The following is a 24,510-nucleotide window of genomic DNA, read 5'->3' as shown; positions in this document are numbered from 1 at the left end:
CTCGTCGCTTGAGTTTCCTCGCGGTTGGCGTCGAGAACGGGCTCAGCTGAGTGCTGCACAGAGGTCGAGCGCCGATCCGGAGTGGCTCTGTACCTCCCAGACCCCGGTGGGGGAAACGGTGTAGGTCACCTGTCCCGTGTAGAGCGTGGTGGACGGCCCTCCGACATCGGTGGAGAACAAGATGATGATGTAGTGCCCGGTGGCGCTGACGGTCTGGCTTCCGTCCGCGCGGGTCGTGGTGCGAGTCACCGCTCCGTTGGACTGGAACGACACCGCCTGGTGTGTGTCGTCGTTGGTGACGGTGACGTTGCTCCCCGTCCCGGCGACGATGACGCGACTCGGGTTGCCGCCTTGGCCGTTAGCGGGCCGCACGCTCTGATTGCCACCAGAGACGGTGAACGTCACGGGGAAGTCTGCGCAGGCCTCTCCCTGGGGTAGTGAGAAGCTGTCGGCGTAGCTGGCTGCGGGTGCGGCCAAGAGCGCGGCTCCGGCGCAAAGGACGGCGGAGGTGGCACGCGCGAAAGTCTTGCGGGACATGGTTAACCTGCCTTTGCTTGGGCTTGGGGACGTTGCCTGCATCAACACCCTCCTACCCACGGACGCGTTCGGCTTCCTCCAATTGGCGTAATCGCAGCGGGGAGCGGTCAACCACCTGACGTGGCGGCGTTCAGGCTGCTCCTCGGTTTGGCTGCGGAGCGCCGGGAGGTTGTCCATCAACCTGGGCCGCTCGGGCCTCCGCCGCCGACGATGTACTGGGCCCGCGAATCGGGCTCGCCGTCGCCGAACTGGATCAGGCCGCACCGCTTGCATGTCGACTTGACCGTGTGATCCGGCAACCGGTGATGATTCCATCGGTGGCCGACGAGACGGCATGTCAGGCGCTTCACGTCCATAGCTTCAGTGTGGCGCGCATGGGCGATAGCGCGAGCCTCTGCGTGTCTTGTGGTCGCGTTGCGCGGGGCGAGGTCCGGAGGCCGGCCGGGTTCATGCCGATCCATGGGCGCCAAACCAGCCACTCGTCTCCACGTCGCCTGACACACTCGCCACCGTGACCGAGACTCTCGTCTATGCGGCAATCATCGCCCTCGCCTATGGCATCGGCGGCTGGATCGGCTACCTCATAGGCAGGCGACGCGGCCGCGCACGAGCATGGATCGACCTCACCGCCGACCCCGCGCAAATGCGCGCCATCGCCGCAAGCATCGAGGACGCCCGATTCCGATCGGCCGAGGCCGACGCCACACGCAGAGTCGGAGGCCTGATCCCGCGCGAGGAATGAGCGACCTGAAGCGAAAGGCCGTCGTAGCTGAACTCGCGCGTGCCGAGAGCGAAGGCTGGAAATGGCCTCCCACCTCCGAAAGATCGTTGTGCCCTCGTGCAGATTTGACTGCCGACACCCGCTTTAGGAGCGAGCCCGGGGGCAAGCTGAACTCCGAATTCCATTGTGCTGCAACGGCTTCACCCACGGCGCATACTTGGTGGTTGGGGCTACTTCGGGCCCTGCGGGTACCTCTGAGGTACCCGCTAGCCGGCTTGTTTGTGTCAGTCGTCGAACTTCGCGATTGCGTATGGGTCCGGGCCCATGCCCTGGTAGTCCGGTTGCGGGATGAAGGACATCGAGTCGACGAAGCGGAAGACTCCCGGGGCGTCGATGAGTGCGTCCCAACCCCGCGCGTGAGCAATTTCGTAGGCGGCTTGCTCTGGTCGCTCCACGGCCTCCCGTCGCTCCTCGTCGGTCTCGTCGGGGTAGGCCTCCTGCCGTGCCTCGCGGCCAGCCGCGATGAAGGCCTCCGGGTTGTGGACGTTGAAGTCCCAGCGACCGACCGCGCTCAGTACAGCGGCGGGCTCCCAATCCTCGTCATCCTCGTCATCATCGTCGAACTCGTCCTCATCGAGTTCGATCTTGAGGGGGTACGAGCCGCAGAGGTCGAACTCCGCATCGTCGAACGCCGCGGCGGCTCGCGTGAGTCGGTCAACGGCCGCGAAATAGGCCTTCATCTCGCTCTCTCGACCGGTCCGGTCCAGTACCAGGGCTGCATGGGCATCGAGGGCGGCGTGCAGCTCCTCGAGCCGCTGCCCGTAGGCCGCTCTTGCCGCAGGCGTCCACTGTGTCTCGACGTACTCCTCATCCATGCAGCGAAGGCTAGTTGCCGGACCGGTTCCCACCGCCAAGTTTGGGCGACCACATCCAGCCACCGACCCGATAGCGGAGCAGGGGAGCCGGCCGGAGTGGTTGGGTCAAGGGTGGCCGCAGGCCATCACGGAGTGACGCGTAGCGCCCTTGATGCGGCCCGGAGGTGGGCGGAGAGTGGAGCGCAGGGTCGGCGGCTCATAGGTGACTCAGGAGTCGTGCTCAGCGGGTGGGGGTGTTGGTTCGCGATGCTGTCCTCTGTAGGGGCTGAGTTGGCGGTGGGCCGCGACGACCAGTCCAAGCCAGGCGAGCATGCCGAGCGCCATGCCTATTGCTGCTCCGTCGCCGGGTGCACCGATCGGCCAACCGAGGAGTCCGCCTGCCAGAGCTCCGATGGCCATGAGGGTGAACAGGTAGAGCCAGCTGTTGCCGTACGACCACAGATCGCTGAGGTGCTTGGCTCGCGACTCCTTCACGGTGCGACTCTACGGCTGAGGGAGTCCGGCGATAGTGAGCCTGGTTGGTGCCGGTACGGCCGCCACTCGATTCCGCCCCCTCGTGCAGGCGTGGTGGCTAGCCTGTGGTGGGACCCGGCTGTGACCGCGAACCGAAGGGGTGCCGTGCTTCGTTTGATCACATTCTTGCAAGAGAGAATCACCGAGGACGAGAGGGCTGCCCAAGCGGCTCCAGGTTCCCAGTGGGGATCCTTCACGGCATCAGACCCTGAGGGAGCATCCGTTTTCGACGAGCACTGGGCCCTCTTCTACCCCGAAGAGTACGAGGCCGATGCCGGCCTGCGCGGTAGGCGTTCGGCAGTGGGTCCAAGCTACGTGAACGAGGCCAAGGAAGGTTTGGTGCGCCATGTGGCGCGGTGGGACCCGGCGCGGGTGGAGCGCGAGTGCGCGGCGAAGCGGGCCCTCATCAAGGCGGCTATCTGGTCGATCCGCTTTGATGGCGATGAGGGACCATTCGGAGACTTCGAAGGGATTCGAGCCCTGGCCAAGATCTACGAGGGCCACCCGGAATACGCGGCGGTCGAGCGCGACGGCTGGAACGGTGTGCTGGCCGACGAGGTCGACGAGGTTCGCGCCCTGGTGCTGTGACGCACAGCAACCGGCCGGTCCAGCTGTGGTGGACCGGTCCTTCGTCGTGCGTGGGGTGCGGTGGGGTGCGCGTGGCGCGAAGCGCCTAAGCGCGGGGCCCCATCGCGGGGCCCCGCGCTTTCGCGGCGGAGCCGCGCTTGAGCCAGTAAGGAAAGTTCTCACGGACGCTGGGTGCGAGGAGAGTGGTCCGACAGGCGAGGTGCGACAGATCTCCGCCAACTGATGCGCGACAGACTTCCGCCTTCTGGGCACCCACGGGCCCATCGATGGAACGTCCTTCATGCCGATGAGCCGACGCACGCAGAAGATGGCCCGTGTGCGCAGTCCCGGAAATCTGCGCTAGCTCCTGGGACGGGTGCGCGTACGCTGCCGGCGAGGAGGCGCAACAATGACGATCACGGAGTTCCTACTGGCTCGGTGCGACGAAGACGAGGCGCTCGCAGCCCTTCAGTCTGGTGGCGCATTGGCAAGCAGCCGCAGCTTGGCCGAGGTCGACTCCAAGCGCAGGATAGTCGCTGCGCACCCGCTCGAGCCGGGATACACCGCCCACGGGCTGCTCGGTTGCAGTACGTGCAACGCTTTCCAGTTCCAGAGTGCGAGCCGTCAGACGCTGCCTGGGATCTGCGAAACGCTCCTAGCCCTGGCCTCCATCTACGCCGACCACGTGGACTGGACCGAGGAGTGGAACCTGCGCCCTCCCGTTGATTGAGCCGCGCCCACCAGCCGCTACCTCGTCCAGTAGATGGAGTCGCCCCCGAGACCGTATGGACGCATCTTGAAGGTCACATCCTTGCTGTCTGCGACGCTGAAGCCGACCTGGTACGTCAGGGTCCTGCCCGGCTTCACCGCCGCGCCTCCGCCGTTGCCCTTCAGCTGGTCGTCGCCGAAGATCTGGTCACCTTCGACGCCATGACCCGACATCTCATCCAGTTGAGGGTCCTCCGGGTTGAGCCCTGAGATGGCGTAGTCCAGGCCCAATTGGAAAGTCTCCTTGCCTGTGTTCTTGATACGCACGGTGAAGAAGACGTTCTCGGCCTGCGTGGCGCTGGACCGATCCCGGGGCGTGAACTTGGTTGGGGCAGAGACGGTGACCGAGAGAGAGATGGGCTCTCCACGCGTGGGGTACGCCATGTAGGGGACCGTGTCGCCGTACCTCGGGACGGTCGGGACGTCCGAAGCGCCTGTCGAAGAAGGCGAGGACGTTCCCGAATTGGGGGGCGTGGCTTCCATCGAATCGGAATCGCACTTCCGCTCGACGCTCAGACGCGGGGCAACGGTCGCCGACGTGCCTGCCTCGGGTATCTGCGAGCAAACGGTCCAGTTCGACTCGTTGAGGATCCCGAGAACCCCGCCACCCACGATCTCGATGTCGTCGTCAACGCCGGCGCGCTTGACGTCGCTTCGCGCCTCATCAAGGCGCTTGCCCACCACGTCCGGCATCTTCGTCGGCGGCTCCTGCGAGCAGGCCGACAAAGCAACTGCGCTGACAGCCACCAGCGCCACAGCCAACATTCGCATTTGTCGATCCTTCCCGGCACCGAGGACAGTGCTTTGTTCCGTTGCAGTGCTTGATCTGGTGAGTCATAGGCCCACCTCCCGCGTCGCGCGATCCTGACATAGCGGGCAGGGACCCGGTGGCCAATCAGGCCCAACCGCTCCAAACGTGAGGCGCTCAACGCGGTCGACGCAGCTTGAGGTTGCCCGTTCGCGCCGTCTCAGAAGTCCTCATCCGTGAGGCCGAGTTCGTCCCACCTGGCGGCGGCTTCGTTGCGGTCCAACCACGCAAAGTCGAATACGCAGGCGTCTCCAGACACGGAGTAACGGAAGGTCTTGCCGAGGATACGGCGCTCCTCCAAGGTGCTCGGTCCGTGATGATCGAGCTTGCCGACGTCGAGTTCGCGAACCGTCAGCCAGTCGGGGCCGTAGTCCTCGAATGGGGGTTCCCTGTGGCCATCCAGCCAGATGATGCGAAACCACGGCCACAGCCCCCTCGAAGGGAAGGTCATGCGGCCGACGACGCTGGCGAGGTACCCGCGGAGTTCGCCGTCAACAGAGAGGGTTCCCACCCCGTGGTCATAAACACGCAACTCCGGGTCAGGCAGCGTGTAGGAGTCGTCTTGCCCTGCCATGCGACCGATTATTGCCTGCACACGCAGCATCACCCGACGGAGCACACTGGGCGCGAGGAGCCCGCAACTCGTCGGCTGGCACGGCGCGGCACCATCGGCCAAGGTGCTCCTATGCGCGAATTCGTTGAGGCCGAGTGTGAACGGCATGGACTTGATCGACACATATACGTCCACGAGGCCGGTCACGCTGTCGCCGCGGTCGATCATGGCATTCCCTTTAGGCAGGTGACCATCTACGCCGAAAGTGGCGGACCACAGTTCGGAGATGGCTTGTACCAGGCCGCGGCCGCTGTAGAACTCCTCTCCGAAGACCCAGTCGCCTGGGTACCCACGGACGTGATCGCGTCCTTGCGATTCCTCCTCGCGGGCACCATGAGTGAGACGGCGCTCCTCGAGCACGCTATCGAGGATGGCTATCGCGAGGACTTCAACATCTGGAGACGAGGCCTGGGCAAGACGGACGCGATGACCCGGACCGAGCTCGACGAACTGGCGGGAGGCAACTTTCTCGACGAGTTGAACCAGGCCGAAGAGTGGGCAAAACTCAACCAGGTGCGGATCGAGAGACTCGCTGGCCAGCTCGCAGAACTGTCGCGTCCTGGCAGCATTTCGTACGAAAACGTTGTGGCCCTAGTTCAGGGCTAGGTTCGGGCGAATCGCAGTGGTCACAGGGCCTTGCCTGGTCAGTTGCCTCAGATTCGGCACCTGCACTAGTTCGATCGCTGCGCGTTCGACGGCGCTCTGCCTTCCTCTAGGTTCTTCTACGAGCCTCTGCGGTCCCGGCTAGATTGCTGGAGGGGAGAGCCCTCCACACCCAAGAACGAAATCGGCGGGATGGGTCTGGACCCGGATGATTGCAATGCGGACGAAAGGAGAGCAGCAAGTGGTCGGTGTGGATTGCGCCGGTGACGTCGGGGGTCACCGCTTGGCGCTCCCCGTGCCCGTGTCATGCGGGACCCCATCGCATTTCGAGCCGGGGCGGGCTACCCCGAGGTCGGGTCGCTGAGGTGCTGCGTCAGGTGGTGGTGTCGCAGATCATCCGGAGCGTCGGCTATGACGTGGAAAGCGGCCGGCTCGAAGTCGAGTTCACCAATGGGTGGATGTACGAGTATGAGGACGTCCCGGCAAGCCTCTACCGGAGTCTGATGAGTGCCGAGTCCCACGGACGCTTCCTCCACAAGCACATCCGCGATCAGTTCGTGACGCGCCGGACCCGCTAGTCCTGGTCAAGTCTCGGACCGACGTGCCGTGACGGCCGCAGCGATCTTGTTGGCGACGGCAGCTGAGTCCTCATGCTCCCAGAAGCGCAGAACCAGCCACCCAGCCCGCGAGAGTTGTTGCATCGTGTCTTGGTCGCGTTCGACGTTTCGGGCGATCTTGGAAGCCCACCAGAGGGCGTTGGATTTGGCCGCAACGTAATGCTCAGGACAGGCGTGCCAGTAACAGCCGTCGACGAACACGGCAACTCTCTCCCGCCTGAACAGCAGGTCCGCGGTTCGCGGCAGCGCCTGAAGTGGACGAGCGTGAATTCGGTAGCGAAGCCCGAGAGCGAAGACAGCTCGACGCACCTTCAACTCCGGCGCCGTGTCCCGTGATCGCGTACCCCGCATGACGGCGGCCGCGCGAGCAGAGGAGGGCGGGGGTTGGTTGGGTCTGCGCGACTCCGTCACCACGCCCACTCCCTTGAGGTCTTCGGCTGTGTCGTCAGCAGTAGCTAGGCTACGGCTCGTGTCCGCCTCACTTTCGCTGCGTCCGGTTGCCGTCGATCTGTTCTCAGGCGCTGGTGGGCTTTCCCTGGGCTTGGAGCAAGCTGGCTTCGACGTGGTCGCTGCCGTTGAGTACGACCCGGTGCACGCCGCGACTCATGAGTACAACTTCCCGCACACCAGCGTGCTGTGTGCAGACATCGGGGCACCATTGAGTGCTTCCTTGGTTCGTGACGCGGTTGAAAAGGGTTTGGCAGCGCATGGACGCGCCAACTGGGACGGCGAGATCGACCTCATTGCCGGTGGTCCGCCATGTCAGGGATTCTCGCTGATCGGCAAGCGTCTCGTTGACGATGAGCGAAATCAACTGGTATTCCATTTCTTTCGACTAATATCAGAACTCCAGCCTCGTTATTTCATAATGGAGAACGTCCCTGGAATGCTGAAGGGCGGGCACGCCGGGATTCTGGCCGAGTTGATTGCAGAGTTCCGCGAGGCTGGTTATAGGTTCTCTGAAAGCAACGCATTCGCCACACTCAATGCTGCAGATTTCGGTGTCCCTCAGGATCGCAGCAGGCTCTTCCTGATGGGCACTCGTGCGGATCAAGCCGTCGTGGCGGCGCCTCCCGTTCCAACGCACGAGCCAGTGCCAAAGCGCGCACGAGCCGACTTCGTCCCTTCAGGCCGACTGCCGCTAGGACCTACCGTGGCTGGGGCATTGGCGGACCTGCCCGCTCCAGAGCGATTCGTCAGCCTCTTGGACTCGGACTGCGTACAACTGTCGGCTTCCGCATACTCACAGATGGTGGGCGCACGCAGTGAGTACGCGAGAATTCTGAGCGGTGAGATGGACGATCCAACAGACTTCTCTTACGAGCGAGTCTGGGATCCGACCATCCTCACCGGGTCCATGCGCACGGGCCATACGGACGTTTCGGTCCAACGCTTCCGCGCGACCCGCCCGGGCGCCACCGAACCGACGAGCCGGTTCTATCGGCTTGACCCCATGGGGCTCAGCAACACCCTGAGGGCCGGCAGTGGCAGCGAAAGGGGTGCATTCACCTCGGCTCGGCCGATTCACCCTAGTTCGCCGAGGGTTCTCACGAATCGCGAGGCTGCCCGCCTTCATTCGTTTCCGGACTGGTTCCGCACACACTCGACAAAATGGCATGGCTTCCGCCAGATCGGTAACGCCGTCGCGCCAATGGTGGGCCGCGCAGCCGCTCGCGAGGTGATCCGGGCTCTTGCTGTTTCCCCATCGCGACCCCGAAATGCGATCCACCTTGGCGATAGCCGCCTTCTTGGGCTGACCATGGCCGGTGCCCGAAGCCACTTTGGGGTAGAGCAGGTTGGTACGCCAAAGGGTCGAACACGGGGTGCCGTCCCAGGTGCGTTGTCCGAGCCGGTGTCTGGGCCGGCATGACGCCAATAGAGCTGACGCCAAACAGATATTCCCAGCTTATTGAGGATGTATTCTTTCGGAACTATAGCCCAGGACAAACGTCCGTCCAGTTTCTTCGTCAAGATATTGTGGACTCTGCTCGTCATTTGCAGATCAACCTTCCAAAGAACTTGGGAGATGTCCTCTACACTTTCAGATATCGTGCTGAGGTGCCACAAAGGGTTAGAAGCGCAGCCCCCAATGGTTTGGTGTGGGCGATATTCCCTGTAAAGAGTCGACCCGCAACGTACCGTTTCGCAGCCGTCCCGTTCAACGAGGTTAAGCCAACGCCGGGTCTTACGGTTGTTCGTGTCCCGGATGCAACGCCAGGCATGATCGAGAGATACGCGTTGTCGGACGAGCAGGCATTGCTCGCCAAGTTGCGGTACAACCGCTTGATTGACGTGTATACCGGCGTGACAACGTATTCACTGCAATCTCACCTTCGGACGAGTATCCCGGAAGGCCAAGTAGAGACCGACGAGGTCTACATCGGGGTTGATCGGTATGGCGCTCATCATGTATTCCCGGTCCAGGCCAAGGGCGGGAGCGACATCCTCAGCATTGTGCAGATATGGCAGGATTTTCGAATGTGCGAGCGAAAGTTTCCCAGCGTGCTCGCTCGACCGATCGCGGCCCAGTTCATGGCCGATGATGTGATCGCCCTCTTTTCCTTTGACTGGGATGGCGGTGACGGGGTGACCCTGCGTCCCGGGGGCGAACGACACTACAAGCTAGTGCCGCCTTCGGCTCTCACGGATTCAGAGTTGGCACGCTACGCCGCCGCAATTCCGCCTGAGGTGTAGGCCGAACACCCACACAGGGATTCCCCCGGGCGCGGGCCCGATCCAATGTCGAACAGTGCGGCGCGGACGTCAGGCGGGCGCCTCCGTGTCGCCGCAGGGCCTGCTCGCGGCCTCCCGCTGCGGAGTGCAAGTCTGAACTTCCATCCGAGCCCCGCTGCCCTGGCGTTCCGAGCTGATGGGCGATTTCCAGCCAAAGCGCCCCCATCGAGGTCGTGCCTGTCATACGTTCTGCCCATAGGTGCCTATGAGATCGGGGAAGTCCATGGCCAAGTCCGCCTCGGATCCGCTGCGCGTTGAGGCTGGAGCGGACAAGGAGCTCTTTGTCTCGATGCTTGTGAAGGACATCGAACTCCTGCCCGCGATCATGGACCTCATCGACAACTCCGTCGATGGCGCCAGAGCCACCACGCCGGGGGATCCTTCTCAGCACTGGGTGCGCATCGAGACCGGAGTTGACGGTTTCACCATCAGCGACAATTGCGGCGGCATCGACCTTGATACTGCTAGGAAACACGCCTTCCGATTCGGCCGACCAAAGGATCACGCGGGAGTCGAAGGTTCCGTCGGCCAGTTTGGGGTCGGGATGAAGCGTGCATTGTTCAAACTCGGGCGTCAATTCAGTGTGTCGTCGCGGAGTGCCAAGAATGCGTTCGAGTTGCAGGTCGACGTGGATGACTGGTTGGCCGACAAATCCTCCGAGTGGCAATTTCGAATGACTTCGATAGATACGAACTATTCGGGCGACGAAGGCACTGGAACGATAATTCGAGTCACGCGCCTTCACGAATATGTGCAGGAGGATCTCAAGAATCGGTTGGTTCTTGGTTCCCTTCGAGAGCAGATCCGACTGCGCCACCAGGCCAGTCTTGAGCAGGGCCTGTCTATCAGCCTGAACGGAGAGAAACTGCGCGGGCTGAATCCGAAGTTGATGTCCGGTCCCGGCTTTACTCCGATCAACAAGCGAATCATTGTTACGACCAATGAGGGCCAGGTTCACTGCCACATCGTGGCGGGCATTGCGGAAGCATCGAAGAACGACGACATCAAGGACGAAGGGCAAGCGGAAGGGTTCCGAACGTCTGGCGACGCCGGATGGTGGGTCTTCTGCAACGGCAGGCTCCTGCTGTTCGCGGAGCGCACGGAGCTCACGGGCTGGGGTACGGCAGTGGCGGCATATCACCCTCAATATCGTCGATTTCGTGGCTATGTCTATCTAGAGTCCTTGGACTCGTCTCTTCTCCCATGGAATACGACAAAGACCGGTGTGGATCAAGACTCGCGAGTATGGAGGCGGGTGCAGAGCGAGGTGAAGACCTCGTTGGTAGAGGTCGTCTCCGTGATTAATCGCCTGAAGACCGAACGAGCATCCTCTCTATCTCCCGAGTATGCGCCAGTAACCGCTGCGCTCGAAGGTGCGCGCTCCGTTCCGCTCAGCGAGCTAACCTCCTCAGTCTCCTTCCAAGTTCCGGCACTGCCCCGCCGCAAACCTGCGCCACCGAAGCTCAAGCACATCCAGTACGACGTTTCCCCGCAACAGTTCATCGACGTGGCGAGGGCGCTGGGGGTTTCGACTGCCACGAGCGTTGGCCGGCAAACTTTCGAGTATTTCTATGAGCGCGAAGTCGACGCAGAATGACAACGCTCTCGTACGAGTTTCGACCAACGAAGGGCCTGGTGCGAACGATCCTCGTGGAGGTGCTGAGCCACCTTGCGCCGCTGGCACCATTGTCGGAGTATCAATACGTCGGCTTCGGGGCCATAGAGTTCATGGACTTCGAAGCTATCCATCGTACTTTGGGCATACATCGCCTGATCAGTATTGAGCAAGACTCTACGATCATTCCCCGATGCCAGTTCAACAGACCGTATAAGGGAATAACGATTGAGCCGGGGAACTCTTTGACTGTGCTCCCCACCTTGAACTGGGCAGGTCTATCCATCGTCTGGCTCGACTACACCTGCTCCTTGAATCGCGAGGTAATCGCAGACATCACATATCTATCGCGCGTCCTGATCCCAGGAAGCGTATTGGCGGTCACCCTCAACTGCCACCCGACCAAGCCCGTCTCTGATCGTCTGGCGCAACTGGAGGAGCAGCTTGGGGCCGAGCGCATACCTGCCGGTGTCACCGACGCGACTCTTGGGGAATGGGGGATGGCCGAAACGCAGGCGCTGATTCTTGATTCGGAATTGCGCCATGAGGTAGGTGATCGGGGCGACGGTGCTACGTGGCGGCCGCTCCTCAATCTGCAATATCGGGACTCGGCAAGGATGCAGTTGATGGCTGGCGTGGTTGGGGCCCCGGCCGCTGACCGGATTCTCGAAGTATGCCGGTTCGACGACGTTCCGGAGGTGCGGTCAGATGGCTCGGCCGTGCAAGTGCGTGTGCCACTTCTCACCCACAAGGAGCGCGCCTGGCTCAACGAGCGCCTCCCGCATCGTACTGAGACGGCCTTGCCGAGACCTCGCGGAGTCAGTCGACAGGATGCCGAGGATTATGCGTCCATCTACAGGCGCTTCCCGGCCGCCATCGCTGGCTATTGAGAGCTCTCAGGGCTGCTCGAACCCCACGGATCGTCTTCGTCCAGACGACGTGACGACGTTGACCGCCTTCCCGTTAAAGCGGCATCGTTCAACTTTGTTCAGGTGGTGGGCTCAATCAAGCGACGCGTGTAACCCCTCGCCGTCAAGCGCTCGTAGGCGTCGAGAGCCTCGCGCGTTACCTCCTGCCGGGTCGCGAAGCCCCGTTGGGCATACACCGAGATACGTTGGGTGTCGCCTACGAGCATGTTGAGTACCTTGTCCTCGTCGCCGATGAATGCCATGTAGTCGGTTAACGACTGAGGTCGAGAGGAACAGACGACCTGCAGCTCAGGCCAAAGCTTGCGACAGGTGGCATATGCCCGACGCTGTTGATAGGGGCGGCTGATGATGGTCGCGGACTTGGGGTGGATGCCCTCGCGGTCGAGCATTGCCCGAGTCAGGGCGAAGTTCTCGCCCGTGTTGCGCGCACGTTCCTCCAGGAGGATCGCAGTGTCGGGCACACCAAGCTCTTCGGCGCGTTCGGCGTAGTGGACGGCTTCACCTCGGGGAAAGACCCCGACTGTCGTGGGCGCGTTGGCTCCGGTGAAGATGATCAGCGGGAAGCGCCCCTGGCGGTAGAGGTCTGCGGTGTGTTCGGCGACGCCGATGTCGTGACTCCCGAGCCCGATGGCGATGTCGGTGTTTCGCGGCTCGTGGTGCATCTGGTGGTAGTCCCAGAGGATCTGCGCATCGTCCATCACGCTCACGGCCGCCTCCTCAGTCGGGCATGTCGTAGGTGTAGGTCCACGAGAACCGCGACGCGGCGTGGACTCCGGTTGCGTACTCAACGGCATACCCGTCCTTGGTCCTCGTGATCCGCTCAAGGATCATCACTGGCTCTCCGGCTGGGAGTTCCAGTGTCGAGATCTCGTCCGGGGTCGGCATTCGGGCGTGGAACGTCTCGGTGACCTCATGCGGCTCAAGGCCCTGGAGGGTGAGGACAGCAAAGCCACCGCCACGCCCTGCTGGCCCCGGAGAGGGGTCGACCAGGGGAGTGCCCTCGACGTCCTCAGGCCGGTAGTAGCTCGTGAGCGTGTGAGTCGGCCGGCCCTCTTGTTTGACGATGCGAGCTCGTGCGTAGACCTGACTTTCGGGCTCGACGCCGAGCACCTCGACGGCCCTTGGTGGTGTGCTGACCAGTTCGACGGTCTGGGTCTGGTCGGTGCGCTGCCACGGCTGTCCGGATGCCTCACGGTCGGCGATAAACGCGACACTATCGCCGAACTTCCACTTGCTCTTGGAGTACCGCTCGGCCCCAAGTCGCCGCATGGGTGGTCGTTCGCGAACGACGGTCCCTCGTCGTCGAACCGGGGTCACCAGACCCTCGGCCTCGAGGAGGGCAACGGCGTTGCGGATGGTCTTGACGTTGACTCCGAACTCGGCTGCCAGGTCGTCCTGCTTGGGCAGCGTGGACCCGGGGCTGTAGTCGCCCCGCTCGATCTCGCCGCGCAGTTGCGCCGCAAGCTCTCGATAGCCCATGCCCATCCGATGCCTCCAGCCGTGCTCTGACCTGCCATAACGCTACTGCTAATCAACCCAAAGTAAAAAGTTGGCAAATAGAACCGGCTCTAAAATCGCCCATATGGTACGTTCCTCAATAGAACCACCTCTAAGTGGTTCCACTACGAGAGGGAGTGTCATGGCTATTCAGCAGAGGATGCGGGTCCGGTTCGAGGACGTGTTCCCTGAGGGTGTGGGGATGCGCGGGTCGGTCGCCGCTGTGGAGGACTTCGATCTGATCCAGGCAGCGAAGGCTGAGGGTCGGGAGCCGGGGGACGTGCAGGTGCGGGACAAGGAGTCCGGTCTGCGGGTGTGGGAGGTCAGGGTCGTTGACTATGACGAGGAGGCGCCCAAGAACCAGGGTGAGGTAACGGTGAAGATCGCTGCCGATGTGCAGCCGGTGCCTCCGTCGAAGGTGGAGGGTCAGAAGCTGCGGCCGGTGGAGTTCGAGAACCTGACGGTGACGGCGTGGATCGATGACCGTGGGAAGCGGCCGAAGATCGGTTGGTCGTTGCGCGCGGACGGGATGCACGCCCCCGGTGCCAAGCCCAACGGGTCGACCGCTGCCAAGACGCAAGGGCCGGCTGAGAAGGGTGCGGCGTGATGCGCCCGGTGGAGGCGGTGCAGTGGGCGGACGCGTTCGACGTGGAGGTGAAGGACCTCCCGGCGGTCCTGACCCATGAGGTCGCCCGCGTCGATGGGGTCCGCACCGAGCTGGCGAAGCTGGTCCGGGAGTTCGTCAACGCCCCTGACGACGAGGTCCGCCGTGGAATGCACCGGGCCTACTCCGCCCTTGGTGCGGCCCAGTCCCGGGTGATGACGGTCGCGGCGGACGCTCGCCGGTCGGCCTGAGAGGGGTTCGTGATGAGTGTGCCCAGGGGTCCGATGTTCGGCAGCGACGAGCCGGTGCCGATGGTGATCGAGGCGGTCGTGCGGCTCGTGCTGCTGGCGGTGCGATCGGTGTTCCGGCTGGTCCGGTTCGCGATCCGTCGCCCCCGGGTCGCCTCGGCGGCAGGCTCGCTGCTGGTGCTGGACCGGTACGCCGGCCACCTCGCTGTCCTGGCCGTGCTCGTCGCTCTGGTCGTTGGACTGGCGGTGTGGCGGGTGGCGTGGCCGGACACATACAGGGGGCAGGTCCGGCCACGCCTGGCTCGAGTGTGGCTGTTGATGACATATCCGGGCAAATGGCGACGCATCGCCCCACGGGTTGGTCTCGTCGTCCACGACCACACCGGGGCCAACAAGCCGTGGGTGTATGGGGGACTGGGGGATGTTCGGGTCACCGCGGCCGGGATCGTGCGGTTGCGGGTGGCGATCCCGACCGGGCTCACTCTCGACGACTACGCCCGCAAGGCTGACGCGCTGGCCGTCGCGTTCGGGGTCCGCGAAGCCCGAGTGACCGCGTCGGGGCCGGGGTCGGTGTGGATCGAGCTGCACCGCACCGACGTCCTCGCCGACACAATTGCGCCCCTGCCGGTCCGGTCCGAACCGGAGGTGAACCTTGCCGGGATCCCGGTCGGGCGGCACGAGGACGGCACCGAGTGGCGGTTCTCCCTGTGGCAGACGCACGTCCTGATCGCGGGGGCGACGGGTGCGGGCAAGGGCTCCATCCTGTGGTCCCTGCTCCGCGGACTCGCGCCCGCCATCAATGCCGGGTGGGTGCAGGTGTGGGCGATCGACCCCAAGGGTGGGATGGAACTGCGCCCAGGGCAACGGCTGTTCTCCCGGTTCGAGGACGGCACCCCGGAGACGATGTGCGACCTGCTCGAAGACCTGGTGGCCGTGATGGACGCTCGCGCAAAGAGGCTGGCCAGCCTGGGCATCCGCAAGCATCAACCGTCCCCGGACTCTCCCCACCTGCTGGCCGTGATCGACGAGCTCGCCACCCTGACCGCGTTCGCCGAACGTGACGTGGTGCGCCGGATCGACAAGGCCCTCGGCCTGTTGCTGACCAAGGGCCGCGCGGTCGGGATCACCGTGCTGGCTGCAGTGCAGGACCCCGGCAAGGACGTTGTCGGGTGGCGCGACCTGTTCCCCACCCGGGTGGCGATGCGGTTGGACAACCCGATCCAGGTCGACATGGTCCTCGGCGAAGGAGCCCGGGACATGGGCGCCACCGCCGACCACATCAACGAAGGAACCCCAGGGGTGGCGTTCGTCCGGGTCGAGGGCACCCGCGCCATCCGCAGAGTCCGCGCCTCCTACCTGACCGATGACGACATCGCGGGCCTGTCCGCCACGGTGACCGCGTCTCCTGCCCTGACGGCACCACGAGCACCGAAGTCGGTCGACCCCTTGGACGCGTGGCCACAGCCGGTCCCAGCGCGCACCCCAGCGCCTGACGGAGCGGCGAAGCCCAGGAAGCCCCGGACCCCGCGTAAGCCCCGAGCCCGTAACGGTTCCGAGGTGGCCTGACCCATGACCTCGACCTCGACCGCGCCTCGTGAACCCTTTCCCGGGTTCGGGGACGAGGCTGCCCTGAACCTCGACCTGGCCTCGTCCCGGGTCGCCGCACAGGTCATGGCTCGGCTGCTTTCCCCGGACTTCGAGGACTGGTCGAACGCGGTCGCCCGGGTCGGCTCGTGCACCAACCCGATCCACCTCACTGGTTCCTCGATGCGCCTCGACACACGGACGGGTGAGGTCCTGTCGACGTACTCCTCCGACAACGAACCACTCGGGACGACGTTGATCCGGTGCGGCAACCGCCGAGCGTCTGAGTGCCCTTCCTGCTCACGGGTGTACGCGGCCGACATGTTCCACCTCATCAAGGCCGGGGTTGCGGGCGGCAAGGGTGTCCCCGAACGGGTGGGGGAGAACCCGCTGGTCTTCGCCACCGTGACCGCGCCGTCGTTCGGGCAGGTTCACGGGGTCAGGGACAACGGTCGCCGCTGTCGACCCCATTCGAAGGCCACGCGGTGCGAGCACGGCAGACCCGCCACCTGCCACCAGAAGCATGGGGACGGGGACGAGCTGCTGGGGCAGCCGCTGTGCTGGGAGTGCTACGACTACACCTCCCACATCGTGTGGCAGTGGTGGGCGCCGGAACTGTGGCGGCGCTTCAACATCGGGATCAAGCGGGTGCTGTCGCGCAGGCTCGGGGTCAAGGAATCCCGGCTCAACGACGTTGCGTGCGTGCAGTACTCCAAGGTGGCCGAGTACCAGCGGCGCGGCCTGATCCACTTCCACGCCCTCGTCCGCCTGGACGGACCCAAGACCGACGACGCGTTTGCGCCAGCACCCGACGGGGTCACCGCCCAGCTGCTCGCCAAGATCGTCGAGGAAGCCGTCCGCGCAGTTCGGTTCGTTGCACCACCTGTGTTCGCCGGTGACGTGCCCCGGATGCTGGCGTTCGGTGCCCAAGTCGACTCCCGACCGGTGAAGGTCGGTCATCGCACTGATGATCCGAACGGCCCGTTGGCTCCCGAGCAGGTCGCCGGCTACTTGGCCAAGTACTCCACTAAGTCCGCCACCGACACCGTCGACGGCGAGGCGTCCAATCCGCACCTTCGCCGGATCCAAGTCGTAGCAGCCGAGTTCGCCACTCTCATCGAGGACGAATGGGTAGCGGACCAAATGCCGTGTGCCTTGAGGGATCTGCCGTACGGGCTGCTCGGCAAGTGGCACACCGCCCTCGGGTTCCGCGGCCACTTCTCCACTAAGTCGCGCCGCTACTCCGTCACGCTCGGTGCCCTGCGTCGCGCCCGGCGACGAGCCCAGGTGCTCATCGCTGACGCCCAACGCACCGACATGTCCATCGACTTGGCGTCGATGGAAGCCCAGCTGCTCGCGGACGACGAAGACGAAACAACGCTTGTCGTCGGGTCCTGGTCATTCGTCGGAACTGGGTGGGACACCGAGGGTGACGTCGCCCTGGCTCGCGCCGCCGCCGCCCGAGCACGTGAATACGCCCAGCACCGAGCAGAAGCGAAGCGTGCGAATCAGCAGTGATAACAAGGGAAATCAATCGAGGGGTGAAGGTCATGAGTAGGGAAATCGATGAGGTGCAGGCTCCGGTGCTGCTGTCTCCAGACGAGGCGGCGAAGTGGTGCCACATCAGCGTGGGGACGTTGAACCACCTGAGGTATCACGGTCGGTTCGCTCCGGCGATCAGGATCGGCAAGCGCTGCTTCTGGACGCCGAAGGATCTGCTGGCGTGGTTGGAGTCGCAGAAGGAACCGGCGTGATCATCAAGCGCCCCAACGGAAAGTGGCGCGTGCAGGTGAAGTACCGAAGCCGTGTCGTCGCTGATCGGACGTTCGATCGTCGCGGCGACGCGGTCAGGTGGGAGATCGAGCAGAAGCGGCTCCTGCACTCGGGGGAGTTCGTCGCTCCGGCTGCCGGTCGGATCACCGTGCGCGAGCTGGCGGAGGAGTTTCGAGATGCGAGGAAGGGCCAGGTGTCGGTGCGGGCGTGGGAGTCGGATGAAAGTGCGCTCCGGGTCCACATCGTGCCGGCCTTTGGGAAGTTCCCGATCTCATCGGTCACGCCTCCTTTGGTCGAGCGATTCCTCGTCGACCTGGCAGTGTCGCGGTCGGTGCGGACAGCGGCTCGGGTCCGGACCACCCTGCGAGGTCTGTTCAGGTATGCCGTCAAGACGCGCCGGTTGCAGGTCTCGCCCGCAGAACTCGTCCCACTCCCGCACCCCGACTCGAGGACGGGAAAGGTAGTCGAGGTCGACCCGTTCACGGTCCCTGCACTCCTGGACGTGGTCGACGCCCAGCGGAAGCTGTCGCCCGAAGGTGCCGACATCACGTTGGTTTTGGCTCTGACCGGCCTGCGGTTCGGCGAGCTTCGTGGCCTACGGGTCCGGGACGTGGTGTCGGTTCCCTATCCCGGGATCGTGGTCAAGCGATCCATTCCGCAGTCCGGGCTGACGGGTGCGGTCATCGAGCGGGCCACGACCAAGAGCGGTCGATCCCGGATGGTGCCGTTGTCGGAGCTGGTCCTGCCAGTGGTGATGAGGGCGGCGGAGGACAAGGATCCGAACGACCTGCTCTTTCCCGCGCCCGAGGGCGGGTACCTCCACGCTCAGAACTGGCGGCGGCAAATTCACTGGAACACGACGGGCCTCGGGAGGCGTCCGCACGACCTGCGGCACACGGCGGCATCCCTGTGGATCGCGGCCGGGGTGGACATCAAGACGGTCTCGTCCTGGCTCGGTCATTCGACGGCGAAGCTGACGCTGGACACCTACGGGCACCTCATGGGGACGGACGCCGACCGTGCGGCCCTGGACCGGGTCAACAGGGCTCTTGGGAACCCAATGGGTACCCAGCAGTCGAAATCGTCAATCTCGGAGAGCGACAGCGAGGCCTGAATATGGCCTCTGACCTGCGGAAACGTGGTGGTGCCCTCGGGCAGATTCGAACTGCCGACACCCGCTTTAGGAGAGCGGTGCTCTATCCCCTGAGCTACGAGGGCGGGGCATGGCCGAAACCCTCGCTGTAAGACTCGCTTGGAAATACAGCAGACGAGGCCATGCCAGAGGAAGGTTAGCCCAACCGAAGGGATGCTTGTCCGCCGGTCACCTATGCGTGGACCGGCTGCGGTCGGGTAAACCCCTGGCGGGTTGACCTTGGTCGTTGGCCGGGACGATCCTGATCCGAACCGTGTGAGGCCATCACAGGCGATCCAGGGAGGCCGTTTCCATGATCCTCGTGGTGGGTGGCACAGGTGACCTTGGCGGCCGGATCGTGCGTCGCCTCCTCGACGCCGGCCAGCAGGTTCGCTGCCTGGTGAGAGCGGGCTCGGACGGGTCTGCCCTTCGCGCTGCCGGGGTCGATGTCGTTCAGGGCGACCTGACAGACCCAGCCTCGCTGCACGCGGCCTGCGATGGAGTGGACGTCGTGGTCGCCAGCGCGACCGTCATCGGCCGACGGCTTGCGGGGGCCAAGGGGCCCACGATCCGTGAGGTCGAGGAGCAGGGCATGGCCGCCCTCATCGAGGCAGCGGAAGCCAGCAGCGTCCGGCGGTTCGTCTATGTCTCCTATGCCGGCCTTGATGGATCGCCGGACATGCCCATGTCGCGGGCAAAGGCCGCAACCGAGCGCCGGCTCGCGACGTCGCCGATGCGACGAGTGGTCGTTCGGCCTGACGCGTTCCAGGAGCTTCACCTCGCGCCGCTGGGGCGCTTCGACATGGCGGCAAGCAAGGTCGCCACCTTCGGCAAGGGGGACACGAAGCACCGATGGGTCGGCACCGAGGACGTCGCGGCCCTGGTGGCGGCGGTCGCCACGGAGTCCGACCCGCCTCAGCTCATCGAGTTCGGGGGCCCGGAAGCCATCAGCCGCAACGAATGCGTGGCTGTCGCCGAGCGGGCAACCGGCAGGTCGATCACAGTCCGGCGCGCGCCACTGCCCGTGGCGCAGCTGGTGATGAAGCTCCTTGGCCGTCGTGGCGACGCCATGGCGAGCGTCATCGGTCTCGGCGTCATGATGGACCAGTCCGAGATCACCTGGGATGACGCCCCGTTGCGCGAGCGTGGCATCACACCCCGCTCAGCCAGCGACTGGATCAACCAGCAAGCGGCCGCCCTCCCGCCATCGCGCTATCGGTGACAAACGGCGCGGTTGACGTCTCAGAACTCACCAGTCACAGCCGAACGTCAAGAAACGACAAATAAGCCACGCAGCCGCAGGGCGTCGGATCATGCTGGGGGTCGTCGACGGATCGGACGGGGACGCCGACTCGATCCACTTCTGAGCGGGGCAGTCGTGGGGCCCTCTCTCACTCCTGCCATTTTTCATGCCTTGCACGGAGAGGGACCACTATGCGTTTTACCAAAAGGACCGCAATCATCGCTGTCGCTGCCGTCGTCGGCCTCGGACTTTCGGGAGGCACCGCCTATGCCGCCGGCCTCATCCCGGGCTCCGACGGAGTCATCCACGCCTGCTACAACAAGACCAACGGCAACCTCCGGGTCGTCGCGGCCGGCACCAACTGTCGCCACCCCGAGAAGGCCCTCGCCTGGAACCAGACCGGACCCGTCGGCCCCCAGGGCCCCACGGGTCCCCAAGGCCCGACGGGCGCCACCGGCGCCACGGGCGCAACGGGCGCGACTGGGGCAACCGGCGCCACAGGACCGGCCGGACCCACCGGTCCTCAGGGACCCGCGGGCAAGGACGCCCCGAAGACGTTCGCCGGTGAGTTCCAAGGAGCCAGCCTCGCGATCTGGTCGGGCACGGCTGCCTTCACGGTGACGCACGTGGGCACCGGCTCGTGGCAGATCCACATCCCGGCGGGGACGTTCCCGACCGGCTCCGGCGTCGGCAACGGGTGCCCGATCCCGATGGTCCAGGCCTTGGTGCCGGGCGGTCAGATGATCATCGACCAGAACCTCTGCGGGCCGATCACCGGTGACGGCAGCGTCCGGCTCGACGTGCGCAGCGCTGACGGCAGTGACAACCACTTCGTGAGCTTCGTGGTGACCGCCGTCGGCTGACCTTCAACCGACCAGTAGATCGGCTCCCGGGCACCAAGTGCCCGGGAGCCGATCGCGTTCGCGGGGCCCCTCAGCACTCGGCCTCACTCGGGGTCATCCGGCCTGCCGTCCGGCCGGTCGTCCTGCGGGTCGTCCGCCGGGTCGTCCTCCGGGTCGGCCACCAGGTCCACAGGCGGGTCGACCACTGGGACCACCAGTGCGAACGGCCCTCGAGCCTTTTCGCGAGCGCCAGCTCGTAGGCCATCTGCCGCGCCGGGTGAAGGGCCTCCTTGGCCGCCCGGCGTTGCTCTTCGAGCAGAAGCGTTGTCAGCTCAGACATTTCCTCTCCTTGGTTGGGTGCCAAGAAGAGTGACCCCGGACCCTTCCCGCGACCTTCCGCCCGGGCCGCGGTCCAAGAACGCCGCCGGAAGGTCCGCGGAAGGTCCCGTTCCTACCGTCTCTCCTCACATCAACAACCTAGCCCGACGACGGGCTCACCGGAGGAGAAACACCATGAGCAACACGGCATACGCAACACGTGCACCGCTGAACGGCGTGGACGTGGCAACCCTTTTCGCCACCCTCGACGCGATCAAGGGACAGAACGACATCGCGACGTTCCAGTTCCGCGCCGAGAACACCTGGCTGTCCGGCGCCCACAGCCAGTCGCGGATCCACGGCTTCTACGGCGCCGGCCAGGAGCTGGTGCACAAGACCGAAACCGTCGTGGACGCCGACCACCCGGTCGTCCTCACCGGCGCCGACAACGCTCCGACCCCGGTGGAGTACCTCCTTCACGCGCTGGCCGGCTGCCTCACGGCGGGGATCGCCAACATCGCCGCCGCCAGGGGAGTAACCCTCACCAAGGTCACCTCGACCGTGGAGGGCGACATCGACCTGCTCGGCATCCTGGGCCTGTCCGACGGCTCGGTCCGCAACGGCTACCAGGACATCCGCGTCACCTTCCACATCGAGGGCGACGCGGACGACGAGACGCTGCGGGGGATCGTCGAGCAGTCGCGCCGCCGCTCCGCCGTCTACGACGTCATCACCAACCCCACGCCCGTCACCGTCACCGTCGTGACCGGCTGAACGAACCACCCCGGGAACGCCCCCGGGCCGGCGATCCCGGCCCGGGGCGCGACCAGAAGGAGCACCACCATGTCCGCCATCGACACCGTCGTCATCGGCGCCGGTCACGCAGGCCTCGCCGTCAGCAGGCTGCTCGCCCTCGAAGGCCGCGACCACGTCGTCCTCGACCGCGGCCGCGTCGCCGAGAGCTGGCGCACCGCCCGCTGGGACTCGCTGCACCTGCTCACCCCGAACTGGATGGCCCGCCTCCCCGGGTGGGTCCACGTCGGCACCGATTCCGACGGTTTCATGAGCGCCTCCCACTTCGTGCGCTACCTCGAGAGGTATGCCGCGAGCTTCGGTGCGCCCGTCCTGTCCGGTGTGCGGGTGGTGGAGGTCAGTGCCGTGGGGGAGGGCTACCGCGTCGTCACCGACTCGGCGACGTGGCTGGCTCGTCACGTGGTCGTGGCGACCGGGCCCGGCGGGCAGCCGCGCATCCCGGCGGCGGTGGAAGACCTGGACGCTGGCGTGCACCTCACCACCGCGGCCGCCTACCGCAACCCCCGACAGCTCCCCGCAGGCGGAGTGCTGGTGGTTGGCGCGTCGGCCTCCGGCGTCCAGATCGCCGACGAGCTCGCTGCTGCCGGCCGGGAGGTCGTCGTGGCCGTGGGGCGGCACAACCGCATGCCGCGCCGCTACCGCGGGATGGACATCTACTGGTGGCTGGAACGCACCGGTCGCACCGCTCGCACGATCGAGGAGGTCCGCGACCCCGACGCTGCGCGACGCGAGCCGTCCATGCAGCTCGTCGGGCGCAGGGGTCACCAGAGTGGTCCCCGAGACCTCGACCTGGGCCTCCTGCAGGCCCGAGGTGTCCGCTTGGCGGGTCACCTCGTGGAGGCGCAGGGGCAGAAGGTGCGGTTCGCCGACGACCTCCTCGACTCGGTGGGTCGCGCGGACAACCGGATGCACCGGTTCCTCGACGTCGTCGACCGGCACATCGAGGAGAGCGGTCTCGTCAGCGAGGTCTGGCCAGCCGAGCGTCCACGAAGCATTGCGCTGCAAGGCAATCCGACAGCACTCGACCTCGCGGCCGAGGGGATCGGCACCGTCCTGCTCGCCACGGGCTACTCGCAGAGCCACCCCTGGCTGAAGCTGCCGATCACCGCACCCGACGGCTCGATACGTCAGCACCGCGGCCGCACCGAGGCGCCGGGCGTGTACGTCGTCGGGCAGCGGTTCCAGCACCGGCGGGACTCGGGGATGGTCGACGGTGCGAGGCACGACGCCGCCATGGTGGTCTCCGACCTCGTCGGAGCCTCCTCACGATCCGCCGAGGGCCCCGAAGCCCTCGACGAGCGGCTCGAGGGGTGGGCGTCGTGAAGACCTACGACGCCGTGGTCGTGGGCGCCCGCGTGGCGGGCGCCTCGACTGCCCTCCTGCTCGCCACGGCCGGGGCGAAGGTGCTGCTCCTCGAACGAAGCCCCTATGGCTCCGACACCCTGTCGACCCACGGCCTCATGCGCGCCGGGGTGTTGCAGCTGTCCCGGTGGGGCCTGCTCGATGACGTCGTCGCGGCGGGCACACCGCCGGTCACCCGCACGCTCTTCCACTACCCGGACGCCGCCCCGGTCCGGATCTCGATCCGTGCCAGCCAGGGCGTGACCGCCCTCTACGCGCCGCGTCGCCAGGTCCTCGACCGGATCCTCGTCGACGCCGCCGCGCAGGCAGGAGCCGAGGTGTGGCACGGGGTCACCGTGACCGAGGTGCTCACCGACACGGCTGGGAGGGTTACGGGGGTGCGCGGCGTGGACGCCGCGAACGGCACGTTCACGGCATACGGGAAGCTGACGATCGGCGCCGACGGGATCAGGTCGACGGTGGCCACCGCTGTGGACGCAGCCGTCGAGCGACGCTCGCGGGCGCGCGGAGCTGTGCTCTACGGCTACTTCGACGCAATGCCCACTGAGGGTTACGAATGGGCCTATGGCTCGGGGACCGCGGCGGGGCTCATCCCGACCAACGACGGGCAGACCAACGTCTTCGTCGGGACGTCCCCGGAGCGGCTGCGGCAGCTGCGCCGAAACGGTCAGGAGGCAGCCTTCACCGAGCTCTTCGGCACGGCGGCGCCGCGACTGCGGCGTCGCCTGCGGGCCGCGACGCTGGACGGGCGGCTGCATGGCTGGTCAGGCCAGCACGGCCACATCCGCCGGTCGCACGGCGCGGGTTGGGCCCTGGTCGGTGACGCCGGCTACTTCCGGGACCCCATCACGACTCACGGGATGACCGACGCCCTGCGCGACGCGGAGCTGCTCGCCGACGCCCTGCTCTCGACGTGGGCGGGGGACCAGCCCGAGGCGATCGCCCTCGCGGGGTACCAGGCGAGGCGCGACGCGTTGTCCCTGCAGCTCTTCGAGGTGAGCGACCGCATCGCCGGGTACGACTGGGGCGCCACCGAGATCCAGCAGCTGCTGCGCGAGGTCAGCTCGGCCATGAGCGACGAGGTCAGCCTGCTCCAGAGCCTGCCGCCGCGTCCGTCTCGCCCGGTTGCCACCGGTTTGGGCGCACTTGTGTTGGCTGACATGCCCGGCACCGGTCGCTAGCGTTGAAGGCGATC

The 24,510-nt window shown here is 65.4% G+C and carries 30 protein-coding genes and 1 tRNA gene; 20 read left to right on the top strand and 11 right to left on the bottom strand.

The window, feature by feature from the left end; translation table 11 throughout:
* Positions 1 to 42 precede the first annotated feature (42 nt).
* A complete protein-coding gene (locus tag AC1DWR_RS09180) occupies positions 43 to 537 on the bottom strand; it encodes a hypothetical protein (protein WP_477624308.1) in 495 nt (164 codons plus the stop codon).
* Positions 538 to 713: 176 nt separating this feature from the next.
* Positions 714 to 893, bottom strand: coding sequence for a DUF1660 family phage protein (locus AC1DWR_RS09175; RefSeq protein WP_477624307.1), 180 nt, complete (start codon positions 891 to 893; stop codon positions 714 to 716).
* Between the two features lie 155 nt (positions 894 to 1,048).
* On the opposite strand from AC1DWR_RS09175, the gene AC1DWR_RS09170 reads away from it, so the two are divergent.
* Positions 1,049 to 1,279, top strand: coding sequence for a hypothetical protein (locus tag AC1DWR_RS09170; protein ID WP_477624306.1), 231 nt, complete (start codon positions 1,049 to 1,051; stop codon positions 1,277 to 1,279).
* Positions 1,280 to 1,542: 263 nt separating this feature from the next.
* Here AC1DWR_RS09170 and AC1DWR_RS09165 read toward each other — a convergent pair whose 3' ends face one another.
* Positions 1,543 to 2,133, bottom strand: coding sequence for a hypothetical protein (locus AC1DWR_RS09165; protein ID WP_477624305.1), 591 nt, complete (start codon positions 2,131 to 2,133; stop codon positions 1,543 to 1,545).
* A gap of 207 nt (positions 2,134 to 2,340) precedes the next feature.
* Positions 2,341 to 2,607, bottom strand: a complete 267-nt coding sequence (locus tag AC1DWR_RS09160; RefSeq protein ID WP_477624304.1) for a glycine zipper family protein — start codon at positions 2,605 to 2,607, stop codon at positions 2,341 to 2,343.
* On the opposite strand from AC1DWR_RS09160, the gene AC1DWR_RS09155 reads away from it, so the two are divergent.
* A complete protein-coding gene (locus AC1DWR_RS09155) occupies positions 2,584 to 3,234 on the top strand; it encodes a DUF6221 family protein (RefSeq protein WP_477624303.1) in 651 nt (216 codons plus the stop codon). The two genes, AC1DWR_RS09160 and AC1DWR_RS09155, sit on opposite strands and share 24 nt — an antisense overlap.
* Positions 3,235 to 3,622: 388 nt before the next feature.
* Positions 3,623 to 3,943 (top strand): DUF6221 family protein, encoded by a 321-nt coding sequence (locus AC1DWR_RS09150; protein ID WP_477624302.1) that lies wholly within the window; start codon positions 3,623 to 3,625, stop codon positions 3,941 to 3,943.
* A 17-nt stretch (positions 3,944 to 3,960) separates the two neighbouring features.
* On the opposite strand, the gene AC1DWR_RS09145 is transcribed toward AC1DWR_RS09150, so the two are convergent.
* Both AC1DWR_RS09145 and AC1DWR_RS09140 read right to left on the bottom strand, forming a co-directional pair.
* Positions 3,961 to 4,752, bottom strand: coding sequence for a PASTA domain-containing protein (locus AC1DWR_RS09145; protein WP_477624301.1), 792 nt, complete (start codon positions 4,750 to 4,752; stop codon positions 3,961 to 3,963).
* Positions 4,753 to 4,949: 197 nt separating this feature from the next.
* Positions 4,950 to 5,570, bottom strand: coding sequence for a hypothetical protein (locus tag AC1DWR_RS09140; protein WP_477624300.1), 621 nt, complete (start codon positions 5,568 to 5,570; stop codon positions 4,950 to 4,952).
* An 18-nt stretch (positions 5,571 to 5,588) separates the two neighbouring features.
* On the opposite strand from AC1DWR_RS09140, the gene AC1DWR_RS09135 reads away from it, so the two are divergent.
* Both AC1DWR_RS09135 and AC1DWR_RS09130 read left to right on the top strand, forming a co-directional pair.
* Complete coding sequence (locus tag AC1DWR_RS09135) at positions 5,589 to 6,008, top strand: hypothetical protein (protein ID WP_477624299.1); 420 nt, start codon at positions 5,589 to 5,591, stop codon at positions 6,006 to 6,008.
* A gap of 362 nt (positions 6,009 to 6,370) precedes the next feature.
* Positions 6,371 to 6,583, top strand: coding sequence for a KTSC domain-containing protein (locus AC1DWR_RS09130; RefSeq protein WP_477624298.1), 213 nt, complete (start codon positions 6,371 to 6,373; stop codon positions 6,581 to 6,583).
* 6 nt (positions 6,584 to 6,589) lie between these two features.
* Here the strand turns inward: AC1DWR_RS09130 and AC1DWR_RS09125 are convergent, their stop codons facing one another.
* On the bottom strand, positions 6,590 to 7,033 hold the full coding sequence (locus AC1DWR_RS09125) for a very short patch repair endonuclease (RefSeq protein ID WP_477624330.1): 444 nt from the start codon (positions 7,031 to 7,033) through the stop codon (positions 6,590 to 6,592).
* A 58-nt stretch (positions 7,034 to 7,091) separates the two neighbouring features.
* Between AC1DWR_RS09125 and AC1DWR_RS09120 the strand changes: the two genes are divergently transcribed.
* The 4 genes from AC1DWR_RS09120 to AC1DWR_RS09105 all read left to right on the top strand — a co-directional run bounded on the left by AC1DWR_RS09120 (position 7,092) and on the right by AC1DWR_RS09105 (position 11,860).
* Positions 7,092 to 8,492: a DNA cytosine methyltransferase gene (locus AC1DWR_RS09120; RefSeq protein ID WP_477624297.1), complete on the top strand. Its 1,401-nt coding sequence runs from the start codon at positions 7,092 to 7,094 to the stop codon at positions 8,490 to 8,492.
* Between the two features lie 350 nt (positions 8,493 to 8,842).
* Positions 8,843 to 9,316 carry a hypothetical protein gene (locus AC1DWR_RS09115; protein WP_477624296.1) on the top strand — a complete coding sequence of 158 codons (474 nt, stop codon included), beginning with the start codon at positions 8,843 to 8,845 and terminating at the stop codon, positions 9,314 to 9,316.
* A 262-nt stretch (positions 9,317 to 9,578) separates the two neighbouring features.
* Positions 9,579 to 10,952, top strand: coding sequence for an ATP-binding protein (locus AC1DWR_RS09110; protein ID WP_477624295.1), 1,374 nt, complete (start codon positions 9,579 to 9,581; stop codon positions 10,950 to 10,952).
* Positions 10,949 to 11,860 (top strand): O-methyltransferase, encoded by a 912-nt coding sequence (locus tag AC1DWR_RS09105; RefSeq protein WP_477624294.1) that lies wholly within the window; start codon positions 10,949 to 10,951, stop codon positions 11,858 to 11,860. The genes AC1DWR_RS09110 and AC1DWR_RS09105 overlap by 4 nt, the downstream gene beginning before the upstream one ends.
* A gap of 98 nt (positions 11,861 to 11,958) precedes the next feature.
* Here the strand turns inward: AC1DWR_RS09105 and AC1DWR_RS09100 are convergent, their stop codons facing one another.
* Both AC1DWR_RS09100 and AC1DWR_RS09095 read right to left on the bottom strand, forming a co-directional pair.
* Positions 11,959 to 12,597: a YdcF family protein gene (locus AC1DWR_RS09100; protein WP_477624329.1), complete on the bottom strand. Its 639-nt coding sequence runs from the start codon at positions 12,595 to 12,597 to the stop codon at positions 11,959 to 11,961.
* A 19-nt stretch (positions 12,598 to 12,616) separates the two neighbouring features.
* On the bottom strand, positions 12,617 to 13,384 hold the full coding sequence (locus AC1DWR_RS09095) for a GntR family transcriptional regulator (protein WP_477624293.1): 768 nt from the start codon (positions 13,382 to 13,384) through the stop codon (positions 12,617 to 12,619).
* A gap of 154 nt (positions 13,385 to 13,538) precedes the next feature.
* Between AC1DWR_RS09095 and AC1DWR_RS09090 the strand changes: the two genes are divergently transcribed.
* Genes AC1DWR_RS09090 through AC1DWR_RS09065 form a run of 6 tightly spaced genes read left to right on the top strand, consistent with a single transcriptional unit; the run spans position 13,539 to position 18,719 of the window.
* Entirely contained in the window at positions 13,539 to 14,003 is a 465-nt protein-coding gene (locus tag AC1DWR_RS09090; RefSeq protein WP_477624292.1) for a plasmid replication, integration and excision activator, read from the top strand.
* A complete protein-coding gene (locus AC1DWR_RS09085; protein WP_477624291.1) occupies positions 14,000 to 14,251 on the top strand; it encodes a hypothetical protein in 252 nt (83 codons plus the stop codon). Before AC1DWR_RS09090 ends, AC1DWR_RS09085 begins: the two co-directional genes overlap by 4 nt.
* Before the next feature lie 12 nt (positions 14,252 to 14,263).
* Positions 14,264 to 15,814: an FtsK/SpoIIIE domain-containing protein gene (locus tag AC1DWR_RS09080; RefSeq protein WP_477624290.1), complete on the top strand. Its 1,551-nt coding sequence runs from the start codon at positions 14,264 to 14,266 to the stop codon at positions 15,812 to 15,814.
* 3 nt (positions 15,815 to 15,817) lie between these two features.
* Entirely contained in the window at positions 15,818 to 17,350 is a 1,533-nt protein-coding gene (locus tag AC1DWR_RS09075) for a replication initiator (protein WP_477624289.1), read from the top strand.
* Positions 17,351 to 17,382: 32 nt separating this feature from the next.
* Positions 17,383 to 17,586, top strand: a complete 204-nt coding sequence (locus AC1DWR_RS09070; RefSeq protein ID WP_477624328.1) for a helix-turn-helix transcriptional regulator — start codon at positions 17,383 to 17,385, stop codon at positions 17,584 to 17,586.
* Positions 17,583 to 18,719 (top strand): tyrosine-type recombinase/integrase, encoded by a 1,137-nt coding sequence (locus AC1DWR_RS09065; protein WP_477624288.1) that lies wholly within the window; start codon positions 17,583 to 17,585, stop codon positions 18,717 to 18,719. The genes AC1DWR_RS09070 and AC1DWR_RS09065 overlap by 4 nt, the downstream gene beginning before the upstream one ends.
* A gap of 28 nt (positions 18,720 to 18,747) precedes the next feature.
* On the opposite strand, the gene AC1DWR_RS09060 is transcribed toward AC1DWR_RS09065, so the two are convergent.
* Positions 18,748 to 18,823: transfer RNA gene (locus AC1DWR_RS09060), tRNA-Arg, on the bottom strand.
* Positions 18,824 to 19,050: 227 nt separating this feature from the next.
* Here AC1DWR_RS09060 and AC1DWR_RS09055 point away from each other — a divergent pair.
* Together AC1DWR_RS09055 and AC1DWR_RS09050 are read left to right on the top strand one after the other, a co-directional pair.
* Positions 19,051 to 19,959: an SDR family oxidoreductase gene (locus AC1DWR_RS09055; RefSeq protein ID WP_477624287.1), complete on the top strand. Its 909-nt coding sequence runs from the start codon at positions 19,051 to 19,053 to the stop codon at positions 19,957 to 19,959.
* 212 nt (positions 19,960 to 20,171) lie between these two features.
* Positions 20,172 to 20,843, top strand: coding sequence for a hypothetical protein (locus AC1DWR_RS09050; RefSeq protein ID WP_477624286.1), 672 nt, complete (start codon positions 20,172 to 20,174; stop codon positions 20,841 to 20,843).
* Between the two features lie 70 nt (positions 20,844 to 20,913).
* On the opposite strand, the gene AC1DWR_RS09045 is transcribed toward AC1DWR_RS09050, so the two are convergent.
* Positions 20,914 to 21,162, bottom strand: coding sequence for a hypothetical protein (locus AC1DWR_RS09045; protein ID WP_477624285.1), 249 nt, complete (start codon positions 21,160 to 21,162; stop codon positions 20,914 to 20,916).
* A 173-nt stretch (positions 21,163 to 21,335) separates the two neighbouring features.
* Here AC1DWR_RS09045 and AC1DWR_RS09040 point away from each other — a divergent pair, with 173 nt between their 5' ends.
* The 3 genes from AC1DWR_RS09040 (at position 21,336) to AC1DWR_RS09030 (ending at position 24,496) form a co-directional block, all read left to right on the top strand.
* Positions 21,336 to 21,914, top strand: a complete 579-nt coding sequence (locus tag AC1DWR_RS09040) for an OsmC family protein (protein WP_477616052.1) — start codon at positions 21,336 to 21,338, stop codon at positions 21,912 to 21,914.
* A gap of 69 nt (positions 21,915 to 21,983) precedes the next feature.
* Positions 21,984 to 23,276, top strand: a complete 1,293-nt coding sequence (locus AC1DWR_RS09035; protein WP_477624284.1) for an NAD(P)-binding domain-containing protein — start codon at positions 21,984 to 21,986, stop codon at positions 23,274 to 23,276.
* The gene (locus AC1DWR_RS09030) at positions 23,273 to 24,496 is read left to right on the top strand and encodes an NAD(P)/FAD-dependent oxidoreductase (RefSeq protein WP_477624283.1); all 1,224 of its coding nucleotides are present in this window, start codon (positions 23,273 to 23,275) and stop codon (positions 24,494 to 24,496) included. The genes AC1DWR_RS09035 and AC1DWR_RS09030 overlap by 4 nt, the downstream gene beginning before the upstream one ends.
* Positions 24,497 to 24,510: the final 14 nt, after the last annotated feature.

The organism is Pedococcus sp. P2_E2 (assembly GCF_056403955.1).
The sequence above is the reverse complement of the archived record's forward strand: the minus strand, read 5'-3'. Positions and strand labels throughout refer to the sequence as shown.

Excerpts from the sequence above, each read along its gene's own strand:
- AC1DWR_RS09180 (WP_477624308.1), bottom strand. The coding sequence starts at position 537 with ATGTCCCGCAAGACTTTCGCGCGTGCCACCTCCGCCGTCCTTTGCGCC.
- AC1DWR_RS09175 (WP_477624307.1), bottom strand. The coding sequence starts at position 893 with ATGGACGTGAAGCGCCTGACATGCCGTCTCGTCGGCCACCGATGGAAT.
- AC1DWR_RS09165 (WP_477624305.1), bottom strand. The coding sequence starts at position 2,133 with ATGGATGAGGAGTACGTCGAGACACAGTGGACGCCTGCGGCAAGAGCG.
- AC1DWR_RS09150 (WP_477624302.1), top strand. The coding sequence starts at position 3,623 with ATGACGATCACGGAGTTCCTACTGGCTCGGTGCGACGAAGACGAGGCG.
- AC1DWR_RS09145 (WP_477624301.1), bottom strand. The coding sequence starts at position 4,752 with ATGCGAATGTTGGCTGTGGCGCTGGTGGCTGTCAGCGCAGTTGCTTTG.
- AC1DWR_RS09140 (WP_477624300.1), bottom strand. The coding sequence starts at position 5,570 with ATGATCGACCGCGGCGACAGCGTGACCGGCCTCGTGGACGTATATGTG.
- AC1DWR_RS09115 (WP_477624296.1), top strand. The coding sequence starts at position 8,843 with ATGATCGAGAGATACGCGTTGTCGGACGAGCAGGCATTGCTCGCCAAG.
- AC1DWR_RS09110 (WP_477624295.1), top strand. The coding sequence starts at position 9,579 with ATGGCCAAGTCCGCCTCGGATCCGCTGCGCGTTGAGGCTGGAGCGGAC.
- AC1DWR_RS09105 (WP_477624294.1), top strand. The coding sequence starts at position 10,949 with ATGACAACGCTCTCGTACGAGTTTCGACCAACGAAGGGCCTGGTGCGA.
- AC1DWR_RS09100 (WP_477624329.1), bottom strand. The coding sequence starts at position 12,597 with ATGGACGATGCGCAGATCCTCTGGGACTACCACCAGATGCACCACGAG.
- AC1DWR_RS09095 (WP_477624293.1), bottom strand. The coding sequence starts at position 13,384 with ATGGGCATGGGCTATCGAGAGCTTGCGGCGCAACTGCGCGGCGAGATC.
- AC1DWR_RS09090 (WP_477624292.1), top strand. The coding sequence starts at position 13,539 with ATGGCTATTCAGCAGAGGATGCGGGTCCGGTTCGAGGACGTGTTCCCT.
- AC1DWR_RS09080 (WP_477624290.1), top strand. The coding sequence starts at position 14,264 with ATGAGTGTGCCCAGGGGTCCGATGTTCGGCAGCGACGAGCCGGTGCCG.
- AC1DWR_RS09075 (WP_477624289.1), top strand. The coding sequence starts at position 15,818 with ATGACCTCGACCTCGACCGCGCCTCGTGAACCCTTTCCCGGGTTCGGG.
- AC1DWR_RS09070 (WP_477624328.1), top strand. The coding sequence starts at position 17,383 with ATGAGTAGGGAAATCGATGAGGTGCAGGCTCCGGTGCTGCTGTCTCCA.
- AC1DWR_RS09055 (WP_477624287.1), top strand. The coding sequence starts at position 19,051 with ATGATCCTCGTGGTGGGTGGCACAGGTGACCTTGGCGGCCGGATCGTG.
- AC1DWR_RS09050 (WP_477624286.1), top strand. The coding sequence starts at position 20,172 with ATGCGTTTTACCAAAAGGACCGCAATCATCGCTGTCGCTGCCGTCGTC.
- AC1DWR_RS09045 (WP_477624285.1), bottom strand. The coding sequence starts at position 21,162 with ATGTCTGAGCTGACAACGCTTCTGCTCGAAGAGCAACGCCGGGCGGCC.
- AC1DWR_RS09040 (WP_477616052.1), top strand. The coding sequence starts at position 21,336 with ATGAGCAACACGGCATACGCAACACGTGCACCGCTGAACGGCGTGGAC.
- AC1DWR_RS09035 (WP_477624284.1), top strand. The coding sequence starts at position 21,984 with ATGTCCGCCATCGACACCGTCGTCATCGGCGCCGGTCACGCAGGCCTC.